20 protein-coding genes and 1 pseudogene are annotated in these 18,287 nt (G+C 46.3%); 7 read left to right on the plus strand and 14 right to left on the minus strand.

The window, feature by feature from the left end; genetic code table 11:
• Both ACNSPV_RS13780 and ACNSPV_RS13785 read left to right on the plus strand, forming a co-directional pair.
• The coding region (locus ACNSPV_RS13780; RefSeq protein WP_418268309.1) for a hypothetical protein at positions 1-212 on the plus strand (212 nt) is incomplete at its 5' end.
• A 46-nt stretch (positions 213-258) separates the two neighbouring features.
• Positions 259-453: a DUF3873 family protein gene (locus tag ACNSPV_RS13785; protein ID WP_005924624.1), complete on the plus strand. Its 195-nt coding sequence runs from the start codon at positions 259-261 to the stop codon at positions 451-453.
• A gap of 56 nt (positions 454-509) precedes the next feature.
• Here ACNSPV_RS13785 and ACNSPV_RS13790 read toward each other — a convergent pair whose 3' ends face one another.
• The 11 genes from ACNSPV_RS13790 to ACNSPV_RS13840 all read right to left on the minus strand — a co-directional run bounded on the left by ACNSPV_RS13790 (position 510) and on the right by ACNSPV_RS13840 (position 11,436).
• The gene (locus ACNSPV_RS13790) at positions 510-1,892 is read right to left on the minus strand and encodes a relaxase/mobilization nuclease domain-containing protein (RefSeq protein ID WP_215675910.1); all 1,383 of its coding nucleotides are present in this window, start codon (positions 1,890-1,892) and stop codon (positions 510-512) included.
• A gap of 63 nt (positions 1,893-1,955) precedes the next feature.
• The gene (locus tag ACNSPV_RS13795) at positions 1,956-2,234 is read right to left on the minus strand and encodes a hypothetical protein (protein WP_154261226.1); all 279 of its coding nucleotides are present in this window, start codon (positions 2,232-2,234) and stop codon (positions 1,956-1,958) included.
• A 108-nt stretch (positions 2,235-2,342) separates the two neighbouring features.
• Positions 2,343-2,672, minus strand: a complete 330-nt coding sequence (locus ACNSPV_RS13800) for a plasmid mobilization protein (RefSeq protein WP_154261224.1) — start codon at positions 2,670-2,672, stop codon at positions 2,343-2,345.
• A 1-nt stretch (position 2,673) separates the two neighbouring features.
• The gene (locus tag ACNSPV_RS13805) at positions 2,674-4,308 is read right to left on the minus strand and encodes a helicase C-terminal domain-containing protein (RefSeq protein WP_348585056.1); all 1,635 of its coding nucleotides are present in this window, start codon (positions 4,306-4,308) and stop codon (positions 2,674-2,676) included.
• Between the two features lie 61 nt (positions 4,309-4,369).
• Complete coding sequence (locus tag ACNSPV_RS13810; protein ID WP_348585057.1) at positions 4,370-4,558, minus strand: transposase; 189 nt, start codon at positions 4,556-4,558, stop codon at positions 4,370-4,372.
• Positions 4,559-4,664: 106 nt separating this feature from the next.
• The gene (locus ACNSPV_RS13815) at positions 4,665-6,530 is read right to left on the minus strand and encodes an AAA family ATPase (RefSeq protein ID WP_348585058.1); all 1,866 of its coding nucleotides are present in this window, start codon (positions 6,528-6,530) and stop codon (positions 4,665-4,667) included.
• 12 nt (positions 6,531-6,542) lie between these two features.
• Complete coding sequence (mobQ, locus tag ACNSPV_RS13820; RefSeq protein ID WP_348585172.1) at positions 6,543-8,114, minus strand: MobQ family relaxase; 1,572 nt, start codon at positions 8,112-8,114, stop codon at positions 6,543-6,545.
• 269 nt (positions 8,115-8,383) lie between these two features.
• Entirely contained in the window at positions 8,384-8,707 is a 324-nt protein-coding gene (locus ACNSPV_RS13825) for a DUF3847 domain-containing protein (RefSeq protein ID WP_113621046.1), read from the minus strand.
• A gap of 97 nt (positions 8,708-8,804) precedes the next feature.
• Positions 8,805-9,278, minus strand: coding sequence for a hypothetical protein (locus ACNSPV_RS13830; protein WP_348585059.1), 474 nt, complete (start codon positions 9,276-9,278; stop codon positions 8,805-8,807).
• A 131-nt stretch (positions 9,279-9,409) separates the two neighbouring features.
• Positions 9,410-10,732: a sensor histidine kinase gene (locus tag ACNSPV_RS13835; RefSeq protein ID WP_348585060.1), complete on the minus strand. Its 1,323-nt coding sequence runs from the start codon at positions 10,730-10,732 to the stop codon at positions 9,410-9,412.
• Positions 10,720-11,436 carry a LytR/AlgR family response regulator transcription factor gene (locus ACNSPV_RS13840; protein ID WP_113998237.1) on the minus strand — a complete coding sequence of 239 codons (717 nt, stop codon included), beginning with the start codon at positions 11,434-11,436 and terminating at the stop codon, positions 10,720-10,722. The genes ACNSPV_RS13835 and ACNSPV_RS13840 overlap by 13 nt, the downstream gene beginning before the upstream one ends.
• A gap of 583 nt (positions 11,437-12,019) precedes the next feature.
• Here ACNSPV_RS13840 and ACNSPV_RS13845 point away from each other — a divergent pair.
• The 5 genes from ACNSPV_RS13845 (at position 12,020) to ACNSPV_RS13865 (ending at position 14,955) form a co-directional block, all read left to right on the plus strand.
• Positions 12,020-12,298 (plus strand): hypothetical protein, encoded by a 279-nt coding sequence (locus ACNSPV_RS13845; protein WP_015537337.1) that lies wholly within the window; start codon positions 12,020-12,022, stop codon positions 12,296-12,298.
• A gap of 43 nt (positions 12,299-12,341) precedes the next feature.
• The gene (locus ACNSPV_RS13850; protein ID WP_097783021.1) at positions 12,342-12,659 is read left to right on the plus strand and encodes a double zinc ribbon domain-containing protein; all 318 of its coding nucleotides are present in this window, start codon (positions 12,342-12,344) and stop codon (positions 12,657-12,659) included.
• Between the two features lie 93 nt (positions 12,660-12,752).
• The gene (locus ACNSPV_RS13855; RefSeq protein WP_112115049.1) at positions 12,753-13,163 is read left to right on the plus strand and encodes a hypothetical protein; all 411 of its coding nucleotides are present in this window, start codon (positions 12,753-12,755) and stop codon (positions 13,161-13,163) included.
• Between the two features lie 438 nt (positions 13,164-13,601).
• Entirely contained in the window at positions 13,602-14,042 is a 441-nt protein-coding gene (locus ACNSPV_RS13860; protein WP_348585063.1) for a hypothetical protein, read from the plus strand.
• A 445-nt stretch (positions 14,043-14,487) separates the two neighbouring features.
• Positions 14,488-14,955, plus strand: coding sequence for a hypothetical protein (locus ACNSPV_RS13865; RefSeq protein ID WP_242651835.1), 468 nt, complete (start codon positions 14,488-14,490; stop codon positions 14,953-14,955).
• 572 nt (positions 14,956-15,527) lie between these two features.
• Here the strand turns inward: ACNSPV_RS13865 and ACNSPV_RS13870 are convergent.
• From ACNSPV_RS13870 to ACNSPV_RS13880, 3 genes and pseudogenes are all read right to left on the minus strand, one after another.
• Positions 15,528-15,810: pseudogene (locus ACNSPV_RS13870) on the minus strand (DUF6061 family protein).
• Between the two features lie 72 nt (positions 15,811-15,882).
• On the minus strand, positions 15,883-16,170 hold the full coding sequence (locus tag ACNSPV_RS13875) for a TnpV protein (RefSeq protein ID WP_217212493.1): 288 nt from the start codon (positions 16,168-16,170) through the stop codon (positions 15,883-15,885).
• Positions 16,167-18,263, minus strand: coding sequence for a recombinase family protein (locus tag ACNSPV_RS13880; protein WP_348585065.1), 2,097 nt, complete (start codon positions 18,261-18,263; stop codon positions 16,167-16,169). Before ACNSPV_RS13880 ends, ACNSPV_RS13875 begins: the two co-directional genes overlap by 4 nt.
• Between the last annotated feature and the right edge of the window lie 24 nt (positions 18,264-18,287).

An 18,287-nucleotide genomic window follows, 5' to 3' on the forward strand; every position in this document is an offset into this window, starting at 1 on the left:
AAGCAGTGCATTCGTGCGCACAAATGCAAATTTTGCGTTGCAAAATGCTTGTTGGGAAATCCCAAACCCTTTCTGATCTGCACCGTTCCGGTGCAGGCTGCGCATTCTTTCCGAACGCTATTGAATGTGTCAATGCACACTCTCTCCGAAAATCCGGGGCGCTTTTTGGTGCAAGCGTCAATGGCATAATTCCTAAGTTCATGATAGAATAGGTGCGTTGTGTGCCTGACACATGAAAACGGAAAGGACGATGCAGAAATGGAGCAGCTTTATCTGATGCCCGGTGAGGAACGCTACACAAAGTTTCGGGATGAGAACGGTGTGCCCAAAATCCGTTACACCTACTGCTCCCTGCACGGCAAGCTGTTCAATTGCGTGTGCCGCTCAACAGATGAAGCCCAACGGCTGTGTGAAGATTGGCTCGTAACGCAGGATCGCTGCTACATAAACTAAAAAAGTCGCCGAGGATTCCGCCCCATGAAAGGGTTAGAATCCTCGGCGACTTTCGTTTATCGGGTCTGCTGCTTTTCCTGTGCGTCTTTTTCTTCTGTGAAGAACAATTCAATATTTTTCTGTGCCTTTACCAACTCCTGCATTTCTTCTCGTGCCTTGCGATAGTCCGGGTAGGCTGCTTTCTTTTGGGTCAGAAGATCGGAATACTCTGCATTCAGTGCTTTGACCTTCGGCAGCTTTTTTAAGCCAGTTTCATCGAAAGCGGCCTTGGCTACTTTGTGCAGTGTGATTTCTTCCCGGTGAGTATCCAGAAACTTTTTGCTATATCCCGCTTTCCGGTAGGCATCGTAGACTGGGTGGGTCTTGGCGTAATTGACGATGTGCGTTTTCAGCACAGCAATTTCCGCCATCCGTGTTTCGGCGGCTTTGATGGAATCTCCCAGCTGGTGATATTTTTCTGTTGCCGCCGCTGCGCGTTCATTCAGTTCATCTGTGCTGCCAATTTTGTGCTCCTGCAAGAAAATCAGCGTCTTGGACATTTCTTTCAGATTATATTTTTTCGCCCATCGTGCATAGCCTTCGCTTTTGCCCTCGGAGAGCTTTGCCTGAATGTTAACCAGCAATTGGAACGGTTGCTCTTGGGGCGGCTGCTTCTGGTGGGGATGGTGTTCTGCTTTTCCTGCAATCACTGCTTTCAGTTCGTCCTCGCTATAGCCTGCGCCCAGCGTTTTGAATCGGATGAACCGTTTTTGTCGTGCGCCCTTGACGGAAGTGTATTTTCCACGCTTGACCTCATAACCCTGTTGTTCCAGTTTTTGCAGAAAATCTTCGTAATCCTTGGGCTTTTCTGCAAGGATACTGTCGATGATGCCACACAGCCTATCACGATTGCTTTCTTTGGGTGGATAGAGGGTACGTTTCTGCCGTTCCCGGTAGGGCTTTATTTCAATAACAGAGAGTTGATGCTCCAGACAAATCAAGTCGCTCAACCGCTGAACGGCCAGTGCCGAAAAGAAAAAATCCCGGAACTTTTTTGAACCGTCCAATGCGGTGGAGTTGAAAATCACATGGTTATGGATGTGGTGACGGTCCGTGTGCGTTGCCACCACAAAGGCGTGTTTGCCCTTGGTAAAGCGCATGGCTAGTTCGTAGCCCACCTTGTTGGCTTCTTCGGCGGTGATCTCGCCGGGTTTGAACGACTGCCGGATCTGATAGGCAATCACGTCACTTTTCTGTCTGCGCCCGGTAGCAAGTTCATACTGCCGCTTGGTAAGCATAAATTCTTCATCGACTGTCAGAGGACTGCACTCGTGGCAACTCACCAATTCACCTTGCTCGGTCTTATCGGGGTTCTGCACATAATCTGTGCGGCTTTTCAAACAGGCCGCAACGGTCTTTCCCTTATTCTTGTGCAATGCGATCAATCGTGTCGCAGCCATCACGAATCACCCCCTATAAAATGAAAATGCCGCCCGAAGGCGGCAAAGGATTAAAACTATTTCTTACAGTTCTGCAAGCCATTCACTAAAACGCCCGATACCCTCGGTGATGGCAGTTGCACCGAAAAAGAGGATGAAGCAGATGAACTCGGACACCAGCAGGATAAGAAACTGATCCCAAGTTTGACGGCAGGCGGTGTAGATGCCGCAGCCGAAGATGTAGAGCATCAGCGGAGCGACCACATAACTGGACAAAGTGAGCAGCCACTTTGCCATGAGAGCCAAAAACGCCACAAAGAGAGAAATCGGGAAAAGAACAACTTTCTTCAGCATAGACATCATATCAAGCACTTCCTTTCTGTTCGCCCTTATTATAAAGGTATCGACTACTACGTTGCAAGGATGTCAAGCATTATATGTACACCCGCAGTCCTCCAACTGCGGGAATTTTTATAGCTCTGCCAGCTTGGAAAGAATCTGCTTACCGATATCAATCAGTTCATCCAGCCGGGTGCGTAGATCGGCAAGGTCGGCAGAATAGATCTTGCCGCTTTCGTTGACGCGTTTTGCTACCTGATTCAAGTTGTTGCTGCAATTCTGGAGCAAATAAGCCATGCGCCGCAGCTGCGGAAGGTCGAGATTCAGGCAGTAGCCATCCAATGCCATTTTGCGGATATAGGCACTCAGGCTGTGGATGCCCATGCCATACATCTTATCTAAAATGCAGTTCCGTTCTTCATCAGTCACACGAATAAAGAGACGGTGTTCCCGCTTTTTCAAATTATCGGCCCTCCTTATCCAGATAGCTTTTGAACGGCTTAACAGGCTCTGGCTGATTGGCTTTTTCTTCCAGTGCAGACAGCACAGACGGACGAGTTGCGGGTGCTTCGGTTTCCTCTGCTTCTTCGGGAGCATCCTGCGAGGAACTGCGGTCACGGTCGATATTCAATAGAGCATTCAGTTCGGCAAGGCGAGCAGACTTTTCAGCCAGTTCTTCTTCCTGCGCGAAGGGCTTTGCCACTTCAACCTCTGCAGCCTGTTTCTGCTGCTCCAGATTTTGCAGAGCATTTTCGGCGTCTGCAATACGGTCCGTAAAGTTGTCGATGGCATTGTCCAGACGAGTGATATTGCCGCGCGCATCATCGCCCAGCGACACCGGGTAACTCAACTCTGCCCGGAGTACGGCCTGATGCTCATTCTTGAAGCTGTCGAATCGAATGTTCAGTTCAAACCCACGGTAGGTGCCCAGCAGCATCATATCAGCATTGGGCATCTCCTGCCGAGCCAGCAGCAGCCGTTCGCCCGCAGCCTTTTTGTCATCGTACACCATACCTTTGATGGTCATACCGCAGAAGTTTTCTTTGTCCTGCGGGTGTGCTGCTGCAATCTGCGAATCCTGCTGCAAAGCAGCAATGCGGGTTTTCTGTTTCTGGATTTCTTCTGGGAATGTTTTGAGCAGCTTATCTTCCAGACGATATTTCTGATTCTGGAAGTCACCGCGCAGAACTTTCAATTTTGCCACCTGCACGTCCAAATCCATCTTTTCCCGGATGCGCGGGTCACCAGCACACAGAGCCTTGATTTCAGCGTAAGACAGAGCCTGCTCATCAATATCATCGCAGGAGCGCATAGGCGACTTGCTCGTCATGATCTGCGAAATGAACTTCTGCTTATTCTCTAAGGTCTGGTACAAGTAGGCGTCAAATGTCGATTCAGTGACGTAATTATAGACGTACACTTGTTTGTTTTGATTGCCTTGACGGATGATTCTGCCATTGCGCTGAGTCATATCCGACGGACGCCAGCCTACATCCAGATGATGCACTGCCACAAGAAGCGTCTGGACATTTGTACCGGCTCCCATTTTTGCAGTGCTGCCCAGCAGCACACGCACCTGTCCGCTGCGCACCTTGGAGAAAAGTTCTGCTTTCTTGTTCTCCGTATCTGCGTTGTGGATGAACTCGATTTCCTGTTCTGGCACACCAGCAGTGAGCAGCTTGGAGCGGATATCGTCATAGACGTTGAACGAACCGTCACCCTTTGGAGTAGACATATCGCAGAAAATCAGCTGGGTCAGCATCTGTTCCTTGGTGTCGTTCCAGATGCGCAGGACGTTGTTGACGCAGGCATTCAACTTACTGCTGGGGTCATCAGGCAGAGCCGAGTTCATCAACCGCTGATCAAGACCGATTTTGCGGCCATCCGACGTAATTTTCAACATATTATCCACAGAAGGGTCAACAGAACCGCTGTGGACTTCGGCTGCACGTTCGCTCAACGCCTGCACCATGTCCTGCTGGATTTCCGAAGGCTTGACCACTACGGTTTCAAATTTAGCTTGGGGCACTGGCAGGTTCAACTGATCGCTGGTCTTGATATCCGCCGCTTCTTTGAACATCGCCATCAGTTCAGGCAAGTTGAAGAACTTTGCAAAACGAGTGCGTGCACGGTATCCGGTACCTTCGGGCTGGACTTCGTCAAGAGGTTTTCGGTAATTTTTCTAAATTCATCAGGTTGTCCGCAAGGAAGCCCCTTGTGACCTCATGTCTGCACATATCCTTGAACATCTTTTCAATCGGCTTTTTGGCAGTTTCGGACTGCTTCACACACACAATAAAGGTGGTCTTGCCAATCTGTACCGAATAACTCGAATTCTGATTCTTCATTCAATTCCTCCTTAAATCGTCATTTTTTCAATTTGGCTGGCAGACTGGCAACTGTGGGTGTACCATGATTTTCTTGCCAGCCAAAATTTTCTGCCAGCCAAATGGCTTATTCCATCCAAAAGACCTTCTTGCGGCCTTCCACGATCTTGCTTTTCAGGGCATCGCCCAGTTCACGCTTGGCATCCCGGACAGTTCTGCCGGGGATGCCCCTTTCCAGCGCCGCCTTGTCGATGTCCTCGCTGAACACCTGCTTTCCTCCGGCAAGCAGGGTGCAGATCAGGTCTTTGGCTTGCTGGGTCTTGGTTTCACGCTGCGGTTCGATGCCGGACAGCATTTCGTCTGCGGTAATGTCGTACTCGCCGACCCAGCGGAAACCGCCCTCGTCCCCCAGAGAGAACGCCAACGACACTCCCGGCGGGGCAAGGGAACTTTTTTCGTGGGTCAGGATGCGCATGGTGGGGTCGTGCTTCAGCTTGCCGATAAACATGACGCTTCGGACGGCGGCGGCAATGTCGATGGAGCCGAGGCCCCGTTGCAGGCTCTGCATTCCGGCGGCTTTGTTCAGGTGTCCAATCAGCAAAATAGCGCAGCCTGTTCGCTGCGCTACCTGTCCCAACCGCATGAAGATGGGCCGGACTTCGTTCGCCCGGTTCATGTCCACATCGGCACCGAGATACGCCTGGATCGGGTCGATGATGACCAGTCGGGCGTTGTTCTCAATAATGGCTTTTTCAATTCGTTCATCGGAGAGCGTCAACTGCACCTCGCTGTCGTCAATGACCAGCACCCGGTCAAGGTCTGCCCCGGCTTCGATCAGGCGGGGCTTGACCGTATCGCCCAGACCGTCATCTGCGGTCTGGTAGATCACGTTGAAGGGTTCCATGCGCTCCATGTTGGGCAGCAGCTTTCCGTTGGTGCAGGCAGCGGCAAGGTGCATGGCAAAGTAGGTCTTGCCCTCGCCCGGATTGCCTTGTAGCACACTGAGTTTTCCAAAAGGCAGATACGGCTTCCAGAGCCATTCCACCGGGGTCAGTTCCACGTCGCTCATGCGGATAATCTTCACCGTTTCCGGTTTTGACGGCTCTTTCAGCACGATGCTTTTGAAATAATTGCGGTTCGGGATTTCTGCCCGGTGCACGAGAACTTCGTTCCAGTCTTTCATGCAGGGCTGGATGCGGGTCACGCTCACGGTGTCCGGCAGCAGAGCAGCCAGACGCTTGCAGGCATCCTCTCCGGCTTTGTCAGCATCCAGACAGAGGAACACCCGCTCCACGTCCGGGCGTTCTGAGAGAAACTGCCGCAGCGCCTTGCCCGACACCCCGCCCAGCGACAGATAATTGTGTTGCTGCCAATTTTTCGGGAACAGTTCGATGAAAGACAGCAGGTCGATGGGCGCTTCAAAGACCAGCAACTGCTTGTCGGTGCCGCGATGGGCAAAGCCAAATGCCTTTTCTGCACCGGCTGCATCCTGCCGAAACTTTTCCCGAATCCCACGGCTGCTTGCGTAGCGGGGATGCCCGTCTGCATCCCGCCCCACAAAGACCACGTTGTGGTGGGCGGCGTCTTCGTAAATATCTCCGGCGGCGATGAAGAAGTTCACCAGCGAGGGACTGAGTTTCCGTTCCTGTGTCAGATAGTTCAGGATGTTGGCGTTGGTGACATTTCGCAGCGGCAGACGAAACGCCGGAGAGGGGGCGGGGTCAGCCTCCGGCTGGGCTTTGCCCGGCTCTCCGGTCAGCATCTGCACCGCTTCGGGGAAGGACTTGCCGTAAAATTCCATCACGAAATCCACCGGAAAGCCGCCCCTGCTCTGGCTGTGCCGGAACCATTTGTTTCCGCAGACGGTCAGGCTGTCGTGGGTTTTCCAGCGATACTCCTTTCCGCTGCGCACCAGCGTTTCGCCCTGCGCCCGGAGAAAATCTTCCAGATTGGCGGCGTTTGCACGGTCGATCTGGGCTTGGGTGTAGGTCATGCTGCTTCCTCCTTAAAGCTCCTGTGTGTGATTTTTCTGCTCGGCCTTCTTCTGGGATTGCGCCGCCTTGGCTTCTTCCAGCTTTTTCAGCACCGACTCCTTCTCCGGGGTCTTACCGCCCGGTGCGGAAAGCTGCTGCTTATTCAGCACCATGTCGATATACTTGCGGATATTTTTCAGGGCAGAGACGTCCGGCTGCAAGGTTTCCAGTTGGGTGCGCAGCTCTGCGCTGCCGGATTGCAGCGCAGAAAATTCGGCATCCAATGCCGAAAAATCCACCGCTGTGCTGCCGTTCAGCTTCATCAGGGTGCGGACAGCTTTATTGAAGGTGTCCAGCTCGTCCTTGTGCTGGGCGGCGTAAGCGTCCTTGGTCAACTTGAAGTTCTTCTTGATAAAGGTATCGTGGATGGGCTTCAGCTTGGCATGGACGGCGGCAGCATCCTTGATCTGGGCGATTGCCCGCATACGGTTTTCGTTCTGCTTCAACTGCTTGCGGAGAGGGGCGGCGGTCTGGTTCAGGTTAGAAATTGCGGTATCCAGATCCTCGATGGTGTTCAGAGAATGGGCTTTCAGATAGTCCACCGCCCGTTTGACTTCCTCAAAGTCCCGGACAGTGCATTTCAGTTTTGCCTTGCCAGACCAATCGCTGCGCTGCTCGTTGCGAAGGTTGAAGTAATCCACCAACAAGTCGGACAGCGTGGGCTTCTTCGCCTTTTCCAGTGCGTCCAGAAGAATCTGCTTCTTTTCGGTCAGGTCTGCAATCCAGCGTTGCAGCCCACGAATTGCGCTGCGGATGGACTGCATCAGACTGTTGGCGGCTCGAATATCTCGGTTCAGGTTGCCGAGAAAGGTTTCCACTCCACGTTTTTCCATCTGGTGTGCGGCGGGGCCGAGATGCACAGTCGGTATCTGCTGGACGCCCTGCCGCTCAAAGGAGCGCAGGTCAACACGTTCCGGTCTGCCAGCAGCCTCCAGATAGCGGTTGGTGATGGTTTCCCAGCTATGCCGCCAAACCTCGGCGTACTTCTGGTCGTTCCAGTCCACGGTGTTTTCCTTGTGGCACTTCCAGTTCCCGGAGGGGAGTTGAATGCGCTTGCCGTTTTCATCAAGGTCGTATACCTTTCGGGCTTTCGGGAGCCACCTGCCGTGTTCATCCATTGCCCGGAGCGTCAGCAGAATGTGGGCGTGTGGATTGCCATCTCCCTTGTCGTGGATGGCAAAGTCGGCTATCATGCCCTTGGCAACAAACTGCTCATTGCAAAATTCTTTGAGCATGGGAAGATACTGGTCTTTCGGAACTTCTCTCGGAAGTGCCAGCACGATACGGCGGGCAAGCTGGGAATTCCACTGGTTCTCTATGGCTTCCACGGCGTTCCAGAGGGTTGCCCGGTCTGCAAATCCGGGCGGCGCATGGGACGGCAGCATGACTTCGGCGTGGACAAGTTCTTTCATCTTGTTGTAGAATTTCGTTTTCTGGTCGTACTCGCTGAACAGCCGTTCACCGCTCTGATAAGCGGCCCCGGCAACAGCGGACTGTCCTTGGCTGCGCTTGACGATGGTGATTTTGAAATGCGGACACGGAATAGGCATCACCCCCAAACAAAAAGACCGCCCAGCAAGATTGCTCTTGATGAACGGTCTGGAATCATATTCGGTTGTGCTCGCCGCCTTGGAACGGAGTGCTGTGCGCTTCGGCCTCAGGCGGGAGCCGCAAAAGGATAGCTGCAAAGCAGCGCAAGGAAAATGCAGTTTTCCTTGGGATGGAATCGGGCTGGCGCACAAACGCCAGCTTCGATTTCATCGAGCCGTCTGCAAGACCGCAATTTCACCGGAACGGTGTATAATTGCGCCCTTTATTCTAAAGGGTTTTGGACGTTGCTGCGTTCGTGAACGTCATGCACCATCTTTGCAAGTGCCAGCACGACTTCCGGTTGACGGAACGAGATTTTCAGAAGCTCCATAACCTGATCATCAGTCAGTTCTCCCGGACAGACCAGAAAGCTTTCCAGCATTCCGGCACGGGTGCAAAGGCGATGCACACGCTCTCTCCGGTTCAGCTCCGACATCCTGCGTTCAAGGATCTTTTCCCGGTGCTGGCAAGAGCGCAGCTTCTGCTCTGCTTTGGCTTTTTCGTTGCGGAGATAGGCAAGGTCGGTTTTGGGTTGGGTCAATGGCATCACGCTCCTTTTTCAGAAAATAAAAAGCCAAACAATCAGACCTGCTTTGCAACTGATTGTTTGGCGAGGAAAAGCGTATATGGTTTTGGCAGTTGAATCAAACAATGATAACGTGAACAGCACGCTCGTAATCAACTTTGCGAACGTATATTGTGTAGAGCGTTTGATAATTGACCTTTTGAAATGCAGTTCCGGCTCTTTCACGGGTTCCCATTGAAAACAGAGACGGTGATGATAAATCGCGTGCTTTTGTTCGATAGGCTATTCCTGCCTTTTCTAAAAGCGATGTGTATTTTTGGTATTGAGATTGATTCGAGCAAACAACCAGCTCTTTTTGATTGAAAAATGGCAACATAGAAACTCCTAAGCATCTCACTTCTTGTCGAAAAATTTCAGCAGAAGTCCGATTATCAATGCAACGCCGCAGACCAATATAACCAGAATGGTTTGTGATGACAAGACGAAAAGCGGTTGAGGAAGCAGTCCCAGCATTCCACCAATAATAAATAAAAGCAATATTAGAATCACAATTGCAAATAGGATTGGCTTCTATTTTTTCATGCTGACACACTCCCTTCTTCAAGAAACAAACTATTATACGCGAACTCTTATAGATGCATTGAAATCATCTGCATCTTATTGTTACTATACATACAATAGAAGATTTCGTCCATGCTTTTGTACTAACATGGATAAAATCTGTCACGAAATCGGGGTGAACGGTATATCAGCGGTGAACTGGAACCAGCCATTTTCATAGAACATCGTATACTCTCCACTGTATTTTTCGAGAATCAGCCGGATGTTCGCAAGTCCAAAGCCATGCATCTGCGGTTCTGGTTTTGTCGTTGGAATGGAACCACTTATAATTACAACAGGTTCCGATGTGTTTCGGACAGAGATAAAAAAGTCTTGCTGTGCAACGGCCATGACATGAATCGCTTTATCGCCCTTATCATACTGCTGACACGCTTCAATGGCATTATCCAAAAGGTTTGATAGAAGCACTACCATATCGGAGACATCAAATGGAAGATTTGATAGATCATTCACTTCAAAATCAATGCTGATCTTCTTTTGAGTTGCTTCGGCGGCTTTTGTATTGAAAAGTGCGTCCAAGATGGGATGATGTGTGTTGACAAGGAATAGCCGATCAGTTTGCTGTTCGGTGATTTTTTCAAGATATTCTTCAGCGGCAGAATACTCTTGATTCTTCATCAATTGATTTAGGATATTCAGGTGCGCCCGGAAATCGTGAACTTTTTTCCTTTGGGCAGAATAAAGTTCGCTTGCCGAAGTCATGTTTTTCGATTGTAGCTGAATCTGCTGGTTAAGCATCAATAATTGTTCTCTTTCCGATGCTGCATACTCCATTCGCTCCAATAAAAAGAGAATTGCAATGTTTGAAATAAAAATGAGAATACAACAGCCAGCAGAAACAAACTCTTCTATATTGTGACCACTTGTAACGTAAAGTAGGATCACAAGCATTACAAATGATGCACATGGAAATAGAAAGTACAGAATCAGCTGCGAATGTTGAGCATCGCTTCTGGGTCTATTGCCCATACGCTGAAGCATCATTTTGCGAAATAGCGCAATAATAAATAATTCGGCTGAATAATAAGAGATTCCGTAGATTAGCGATAGTGTCTTGTTTGCTTGAAACGTCTGAGCATCCATCCCACAAACCGAAGTTGCAAGCATTCCGACTGCAAAAGATAAACTATAAGTCAAGAGATATTCTACAACGATAAGAAATAATAAAAACTTTCCTGAGATATTCTCATATAGAGTTCTGGCAACAATAAAGCAGGATAGTAGAATCAAGAGAATTTTGACGATTTGGTTTCGATTTAAGGCAATAACACTGAATTCAATGGATGCATACATTAAAATAGTTTGAACTATTACACCGACAAGAAATCTATGATTCCTCCAACGGTGCGAAGCAAAAGCGTCTAAAAACAGACATACGCAGACTGAATCTATGATTGTGTAAACCAAACTGATCAAAGCATCCATCTACTTTTACCTCGCCAATGTAAATATTTCTGTTTTAGCTCACTATAATTCTTTTCGCTTGGAGCCAGACAAAGACCACCGCGCAATTGGACTTTATTGTATTGAAAGATTTCGACATAGTGCATATTGACAAGATAGCTTTTTTGAATACGAAGGAAACCGAGTGGCTCGATTTTTTCGGATAGTTCCGTTATGTTGCCGTAAAATTGGTATGCTGGGCGTTTTTCGTCCAACAAGTGCATAACAATGATTCTTCGATGAGATTCTAAATACAGAATGTCATTTACAGGTACATCGATAATTTCAGAGTTGATTGAAATTGTGACAAGCTGTTTCCGTCGAAGTACTTCTTGGACAGCTGAATCAAAGTAGGAATCAAGTTTAGCAGAGAGATCTGCTTTTAGTAAGTAACGAAAGGCTTGAACTTCAAATCCCTCTGGAGCATACTGAATGAAATTTGTAATGAAGATAATCACAATATTTTCATTTTCTGCTCGTAACTTTCTGGCAAGCTCAATTCCATTTGTTTCGCCCATATCAATATCCAGAAGCGCAATATCATACGGAAGTGATAAGTCTATTTGACTTGGTTGAGAAAATCCATAAAATCTTGATGATACCTGTGTTTCTTCGGTTTTCTTTTCAAGTGTTTCAATGATAGAATCAACGATCTGCCGTTCATCGTCACAAACCAAGACATTCATTTTGAAATCCCTCCATTGCACATGTGCACATGGGACCGCTTTTCATTACACAACATACAGCCCTGTTCCTTACAAGTATAATACGATTATGCCAAAACTTCAAATAGTCAAAAGCCTTTGGTTGACGATTGACTTGTAATATGGCGAAAGGTAGCTTTGGTGTGCTCCCCTAATGCTGGATGTCCACTGTTAGGGAACATACTATCTGTACGCACACCGATTTCGTTACAAAATTTCTCTGTTTTGCTACAAAATTGTGGACGTTGATTGATTCTTGTGCTTTGATGTTATCATAGTTGACCTAATATGTGCATAAGAGGGGAGAAAATCAAATGAGAGGAATAATAATAGTTTTAATGGCGATTTTAGGCGTGATATTCCCTAAATTTTTGGTGAAAGCAATTAAAAGCACTGATAAAAATGATGCTGGTGGAGGTCTTTTGGGTTCACAGATCACTTTTGGAATGCTGATGCTGATAATTGGTATATTTCTCAATTCGTGTATTTAAGGCTGAGTGTTTCGCAAATCCATGCAAAGATAATATGCCATAAAACCGTATTATCAGGTCACAGGAGGACAAAAATGGACAAGAAAAATGATTTCTTTCTTGGTGCGCCTTTACCACTTTGGGGGTGCGTTTCGATATGGCTTGGTAATCTTGTGAGACTAACCCCTGAAAGTGCAGTGCCGTATGCTTGGGCTGCTTTGTTTTTCTCATATGGAATTGTAGCCTTGTATTATATTCAGATGGCAATATCTTTCAAAAGTTGTAGTAATAGCCCAAAAGTGAAGTCCGCATGGATTATGTTGGGAATTTCGACACTATTTTTAGTGGGTTCGATAATTTTAGCTATTCGATAAAGGAAGGTAAAGTCTCTAAACAAGAAGCAAAGGGGGATTTTTGATGGCTTGTAAAAATTGTGGTTATGAAAACAAGTTGGGTGTTCGATATTGCCAACGGTGCGGTCAGTATATTGAACCAAAACGGACATTGGCACAAGAAGTTAAATCGTGGGATTTTAGAAGTCTCGCTGGTGTTGGCCGTAGAGATGTGAATATTGCGCCGCTGTTTACTGCATCACCCGTTCAAACTCCAGCAAAAGCACACCAAACGCCCTCGCCTGTTGAACCGATGCCAGACGGAAGATGGTATTGCCCGGACTGCGGAACATTAAATGCTTCTTCTGAACGTTTTTGCAAAAACTGTGGAAAAGTTCGATAACTATCGTTTAGCATTAAAAACTACGGAAGCTTTACGCTGAAAGCTGTAACTTTAAGCAGACCGGAAAGCTTATAATGAGGGTAGAACAGAAATATGACCAACGAAGATACCACTGATTTTGACGAGCACTTCGCTAAAATTTCGTCCTATATTGTGGACACATTGCACGGCGTTCCACTTGAGATGAACGAGGATGAAAAAGAACAATTTCGCATACAAGTTATTTCAAATCAGTATGCAGAACGTTTGCTAAGTGAAGCCGAAAAGACAGAAACGTATAGAGGTTTATCAAAAATTGATATTCTCCATACAGTTTCTATCCCTCAACTGGCTAGAACAATCCCACTTAAAGGTTTGAATCTCAGTTTAGAAAAATACAGAATGCCGGATGGTGTAATAATAGAGGTTGAGAGTTCGTCACATTATTTGGGGTCATTTAGTGAGAAAAATGATTCTTCCACAAATTGGATAGAAAAGATCATGGAGGGTGTCGGTATTCACTAGATGGATTCTCAAGAAGCATAAACAGCCCGCTATTTGCAGAGAATTCTGGAAGAAAATTGAAGAAAGCATCCTTCCGGCAACAGCATCCCGGACGTTTGTGAACTCTCACAACAGAGATCAAGAACCAATCCCTGCTTTGCGCTTACACCGTTTTGGTGACATTTTTTCTCCGTCTTGCTACAATATTGTGGATTTTTTCTATTTGTGCTTTGCTATTATCAACATCTAAAATGGAAACCGTGATGGAGGTGATTCCAATGCAGATAATTTCCTTGAAAACAAATTGAATGCTTTGGCAAACGGTGGCCAGTTCTCCATTTCCTACGACATCACGATTCCGTAATAAAAGCATTAGATAATGGGTATAAAAGCCACGATTCTTTAGAGTCGAAAGAAAAGAATCGTGGCTTTGTACGTTTGAATTATGGAGCAAGCCAAATGAATAAGAAATTGGAATTTTTTAGCAGTATGGCGGTTGCCTTTATAGTTTTGATATTGGTCTTTCTTTGCATTCGTTTTTCAGGTCAGGGAAAATTTGCTACACATGGAGTAACCAATCCGTCTGATGTAAAATGTATTTATACTTCAGTTTGGCCGGATAATGAATACACTAGGCTTATTTGTGAGCCGGAAAGTGGAACGATAGAATATATATTGGATGGTTCTAATGCTGGGTATTATGCAATCTTTTATAATAATATCTCTGAAGAAGAAATACAAAAATATATTGACCAATTGAAAACCTTAGGATACGCTGAAGAGGCATCGGCTTCAGAAAGCGTTTCGACAGGCGTTTTGCTAAGAAAAGATGAAACATGGATAAGCATTGCATACTCAGAGGGAGGATTTGGAATCCGGATTTCAGTAGAAAAATCCTGAATAAAAGAGATGCTGGGGAATTCCGGTTATCCCTATGATGCAGTGGAAAGAAAATGGATTGCTCAATATGCGAGCCTCCATGACTTGATTTTGATGTTCGGTCACTCAAACCAATGCCGTCAAGTTGGTAGGGGGTAGGTCTAAATTTGTTTGTTTTGGAGTAAGTGCACGGTTTCTGCACGGTTTCAAACTGTGCAGAGGATACGATCATTGGAAAGATACCGCGTGAAGAGATTCTAAAAATTGCAGAGAGCATTTCCTAATTGGCTGAATTTTTGCCCACACGCTTGTAATTATTTACAAATGTGTGGACACTTTTTTGTTGAAGCGTCCAAAGCTGACAAGATTTTGAACTTTTTTCAAAAAAGCTGTCACAAACACAGTGTGAACTACGTTGACTAAACAAAAGCTCCTGTTGGAGTACACAAAATGGAGGTTATGTCTGATGAAACGATTTCAAATAGTGATTCTCACAATCATGCTGGCCAGTTTATCCGCCTGCGCAACAAATTCGCTACCGTCATCCTCCACCGAATCCTCTGTTTCCATATCGGTATCAAATCCACAAGATTTTTTATCAGAACTTGAGGATATGGAAACGAGTCAAATATTAGAAGAACTTAAAATTTCAGATGGCGGATATACCGAAGATTGTTTTTCGGTATTGTCTAAGCGGCTTGTTGAATTTCCAGAAGATACGCTTTGTATACTGAATCATAACAAACTGATGGCTGATACGGATTTTGAAGCGCTTGTCATAACTGGAATTGGAGCAGAACTTCCTTATATTGGGGCGGCAGAAGAAAAAGATACTCTTTACAAATATTTGAAATCTATTTCTACAGATGAAGAATATGCTGAAATAGCATCAAGAATCCTAGACGAATGGCTGTCGGAAAGTGATGGCTCCTAATTTTATCAAAAAAGTGGTGATTCCAATGCAGAGTTCCGTCTTATAAGGAAAATGCTTGAAAGAAGAATAAAAAATGAAATTCCAAACAAAACTCACATTATGCAAAGCTGTATTCATCTTCATAGCAATAGTCGTATGCGCACTATGGGCATTTGAGTTTCGTATAGCAGCTGTTGTTGTACTTTTGATAGACTATATTTTTGATTTTATAACACGTCGTTGTCCTTTTTGTGGGAAGCACTTTTCAATTGTACTAACAGTGAAAGATCGTTGTCCATTTTGCGGAAAATTATTCGAGTAAATATTTTATGGAAGCAGTGGGTATTCCATGCAGAAATAAATGTGTGTGCTATAAAATGTCAGCCAATTATAGGAAGAAACCTATATTCTCTGTAATGGACAATGGTCAATTATGAAAACTATTGCAAAATGAAAATACGATAGCAATCGTACAAAAACAGAAATCCGGAAACTTTTTTGAGTTATTATGGTTCAAAAAAGTTTCCGGATTTTCTGTAATGCTTTTTGAAGAGCCATTCTGTAACAGCCAATCACATTTCTATGAAAAAAGGTCAATCTTCTAGTCTACCGTGATCGCAACCAAGTGAAAGATAATGTTCGATTTCTCCACTCAGCACAAGCTGGGTATATTCCAAGGGCTTGTTATATAAGTAGCCAGTCCAGTTCTGCTCGCTGTGCCGGGGTGTTGCCATATTCGTCCTCAATGACGATGCAGTCGATGGAAAGAATGGTTCCATCCTCGAATCGGGCTTCCGCCCGGTTGGTGTCCATGTTGTAGCGACAGGAAAGCACTTTTTGAGAGTGATTATGGTCGAAATTCTGATTTCGTTTCATTTGAATCGCTCCTTTAATGATTTTGAAATTTAATTTTCAACGATATGTGGTATCTTTTTTCTTTCTCTTAAGTCACCCAACCGCACTGTCCCGCATCTGCCGGACGGTCAATGCAAGCTGCTCCTCGACTTGCTTGTCCAGCTTGGCAAGGTAGCTACCCAGCTCCCCGGACAGGAGCAGTTGATTGTACCGGATGGGATGATGTTCTTTCAGATACCTTTTATGTAAGCGGCCCCACCGCCCGGTGGGGTGCTGCTCTGTCGGGGCTGCTGCGGTCAGGTTCGGCAGATAGTGGTCATTGACAAGGGTGTAGTCCAGACCATTGTTGCTGTCGTGGAGCGTGTTCTTTAAGGTAGTCATGCTGCATTATCCTCCTTTGGTTTCGGCGTTGGGACTGCTTCTGGGTCAGGTTTTGGATTTCCTTTTTTCTTGTGATAGAATTCCAAGGTTTTCCTGTTGTGGTTAATTCTCCTGCACTCATCGGAACAAAATTCCTGCTGGCTGTGTGTAGGCCAGTAGGAGTGACCGCATACGGCACAGGCACGTTGCCGGTAGTAATGACCTCCTCTCTCGGCTTCTCTAGCCGCTTTCTTTTGCTCCTGCCTTGCCTGATTCCAGCAGTCTCTTGAACAGAAAAGCTGTCGGTTGCTCGTAGGTGTAAACATCTTCCCGCAGTGCGGACACGTTTTGGTTTTAATGATCTCGCCACCGTTTTCAGCGATTTTCTTTGCCTTTCGCTTTTCTCGGTAGGCTTTTTCACGTTTGCGCTGCTTTTCCATGTGCTGCCGTTCTTCCTGCTCCTTCTGCGCTTTTAGTTCGGCAAGTTCTTCCTCGGTATAAGCAATATCGACTTGGCCGACATAGTTGAAATAAATGTCAACCTTTTGTGTGCGGGCATTGCCTGCACCCTCGGCTTCATAAACAACGATTTTATCGACAAGTTCGTTAAACATTGAATCGGAGATTTCTGTTGGATTTTTGCACTTACGAATCAGCGAAATGAAATGTTGAATATCAACAGAACTTGACTTATCTTCGGCAATTTCGGATTTCATCGTTTCCATCTTCGATTCCAATTCTGCCTGCTCGCTATCATACTGTGCCATCAGCTGCTTGTACTGTCGTTCGGGCAACAGTCCAGCCATAAGATTTTCGTACAGGCTACGAATAAGGGCAGAAAGCTCATCATAGCGTTTTTGACAACGTTTCAATTCCGATTGGTTCTGCTTCGGCTTTTCTTCACGTTTCTCTCTCCAAAGTGATTGCAGTTCCAAAGCGAAGGTTTCTTCATCTTTTAGAACAAATCTCGAAAAGCGTTTGACCGATGCCAATATCAGGGCTTCAACATTATCGGCACTGATTGAATGGGCAGTACAGCCATTCACTCGACTTGCATATCCACCACAACGATAAGAATATTGAGTAGACCCATCCTTTTTACTGTAGTGTGTTTGCAAGGTCAATCTTCTGCCGCAGTCGGCACAATACAGATACCCGCTTAAACGGTTGGTGTGCGTTCCCCAAGCAGAAGCGCGATTCACTCGGCATCTGCGTTTCTGAACACTATCCCAAAGTTCTTGCGATATAATCGGTTCATGCGTGTTCTGGAAAACGTACTGTTCATCTTCATCTGTTTCTTTTCTCTTGTGAAGTTTGAAATTTGTGCTTACAGATTTTCGTAAAACAGTGTGTCCCAGATATTCCTGCCGACCTAAAATTGTTCTTACGGAGGAGGTGCCCCACAGGTACGGATTGGAGAACTTTGTCCCATTGTACTGCTCCGGGTGATATTTCTTTGCGTATGCAGCAGGAATCAGGACTTTTTCCTCTGTCAACAGTTCTGCGATTGTCCGTGGGCTTTTTCCTTCGTTTGCAAGAAGAAAAATGCGCTTTACGACTTCAGATGCCACCGGATCAACAACAAGTGTCTGCTTGTCGTTCGGCAAACGGTTATATCCATACGGAATAGAGCCGCTGCAACGTTTTCCATCTTTCATCCGGGCATCGAACACAGCCTTGATTTTATTGCTCGTGTCTTTGGCATACCATTCGTTCATAATATTCAAAAACGGAGCAAAATCATTGTCTGAAGCATTGTTGCTGTCGATGCTGTTGTTGATTGCAAGGAATCGGACGTTTTTCTGTGGGAACAGAACTTCCGTATAAAAACCGACTTGCAGATAATTTCGTCCTAAGCGGCTCATATCCTTCACAATAAGCGTTTCGACATTTCCTGCTTCTACCTCTTTTATTAGAGATTGAAAGCCGGGACGGTTGAAATTCACACCTGAAAAGCCATCATCTGTAAAATGGCGGATGTTCTTGAAGCCGTTCTTTTGGGCGTAACCTTCCAGATATTTCTTTTGGTTGGTGATGGAATTCGATTCACCAGCAAGATCATCATCTCTTGACAAACGCTCATAGAGTGCGGTGATTTTTGGTTCTTTAGGCATTTGTTCTACCTCCTTTCTTATGGA

Source organism: Faecalibacterium sp. 3 (assembly GCF_048323735.1).
GTDB classification, from domain to species: domain Bacteria; phylum Bacillota; class Clostridia; order Oscillospirales; family Ruminococcaceae; genus Faecalibacterium; species Faecalibacterium wellingii.

Bases quoted from the DNA above. Each gene is read 5' to 3' on its own strand.
- ACNSPV_RS13795 (WP_154261226.1), bottom strand. From the start codon at position 2,234: ATGATGTCTATGCTGAAGAAAGTTGTTCTTTTCCCGATTTCTCTCTTT.
- ACNSPV_RS13855 (WP_112115049.1), top strand. From the start codon at position 12,753: ATGACCAACGAAGATACCACTGATTTTGACGAGCACTTCGCTAAAATT.
- ACNSPV_RS13825 (WP_113621046.1), bottom strand. From the start codon at position 8,707: ATGCCATTGACCCAACCCAAAACCGACCTTGCCTATCTCCGCAACGAA.
- ACNSPV_RS13860 (WP_348585063.1), top strand. From the start codon at position 13,602: ATGAATAAGAAATTGGAATTTTTTAGCAGTATGGCGGTTGCCTTTATA.
- ACNSPV_RS13790 (WP_215675910.1), bottom strand. From the start codon at position 1,892: ATGGCTGCGACACGATTGATCGCATTGCACAAGAATAAGGGAAAGACC.
- ACNSPV_RS13875 (WP_217212493.1), bottom strand. From the start codon at position 16,170: ATGACTACCTTAAAGAACACGCTCCACGACAGCAACAATGGTCTGGAC.
- ACNSPV_RS13865 (WP_242651835.1), top strand. From the start codon at position 14,488: ATGAAACGATTTCAAATAGTGATTCTCACAATCATGCTGGCCAGTTTA.
- ACNSPV_RS13850 (WP_097783021.1), top strand. From the start codon at position 12,342: ATGGCTTGTAAAAATTGTGGTTATGAAAACAAGTTGGGTGTTCGATAT.
- ACNSPV_RS13845 (WP_015537337.1), top strand. From the start codon at position 12,020: ATGGACAAGAAAAATGATTTCTTTCTTGGTGCGCCTTTACCACTTTGG.
- ACNSPV_RS13840 (WP_113998237.1), bottom strand. From the start codon at position 11,436: ATGAATGTCTTGGTTTGTGACGATGAACGGCAGATCGTTGATTCTATC.
- ACNSPV_RS13880 (WP_348585065.1), bottom strand. From the start codon at position 18,263: ATGCCTAAAGAACCAAAAATCACCGCACTCTATGAGCGTTTGTCAAGA.
- ACNSPV_RS13785 (WP_005924624.1), top strand. From the start codon at position 259: ATGGAGCAGCTTTATCTGATGCCCGGTGAGGAACGCTACACAAAGTTT.
- ACNSPV_RS13815 (WP_348585058.1), bottom strand. From the start codon at position 6,530: ATGACCTACACCCAAGCCCAGATCGACCGTGCAAACGCCGCCAATCTG.
- ACNSPV_RS13835 (WP_348585060.1), bottom strand. From the start codon at position 10,732: ATGGATGCTTTGATCAGTTTGGTTTACACAATCATAGATTCAGTCTGC.
- ACNSPV_RS13810 (WP_348585057.1), bottom strand. From the start codon at position 4,558: ATGAAGAATCAGAATTCGAGTTATTCGGTACAGATTGGCAAGACCACC.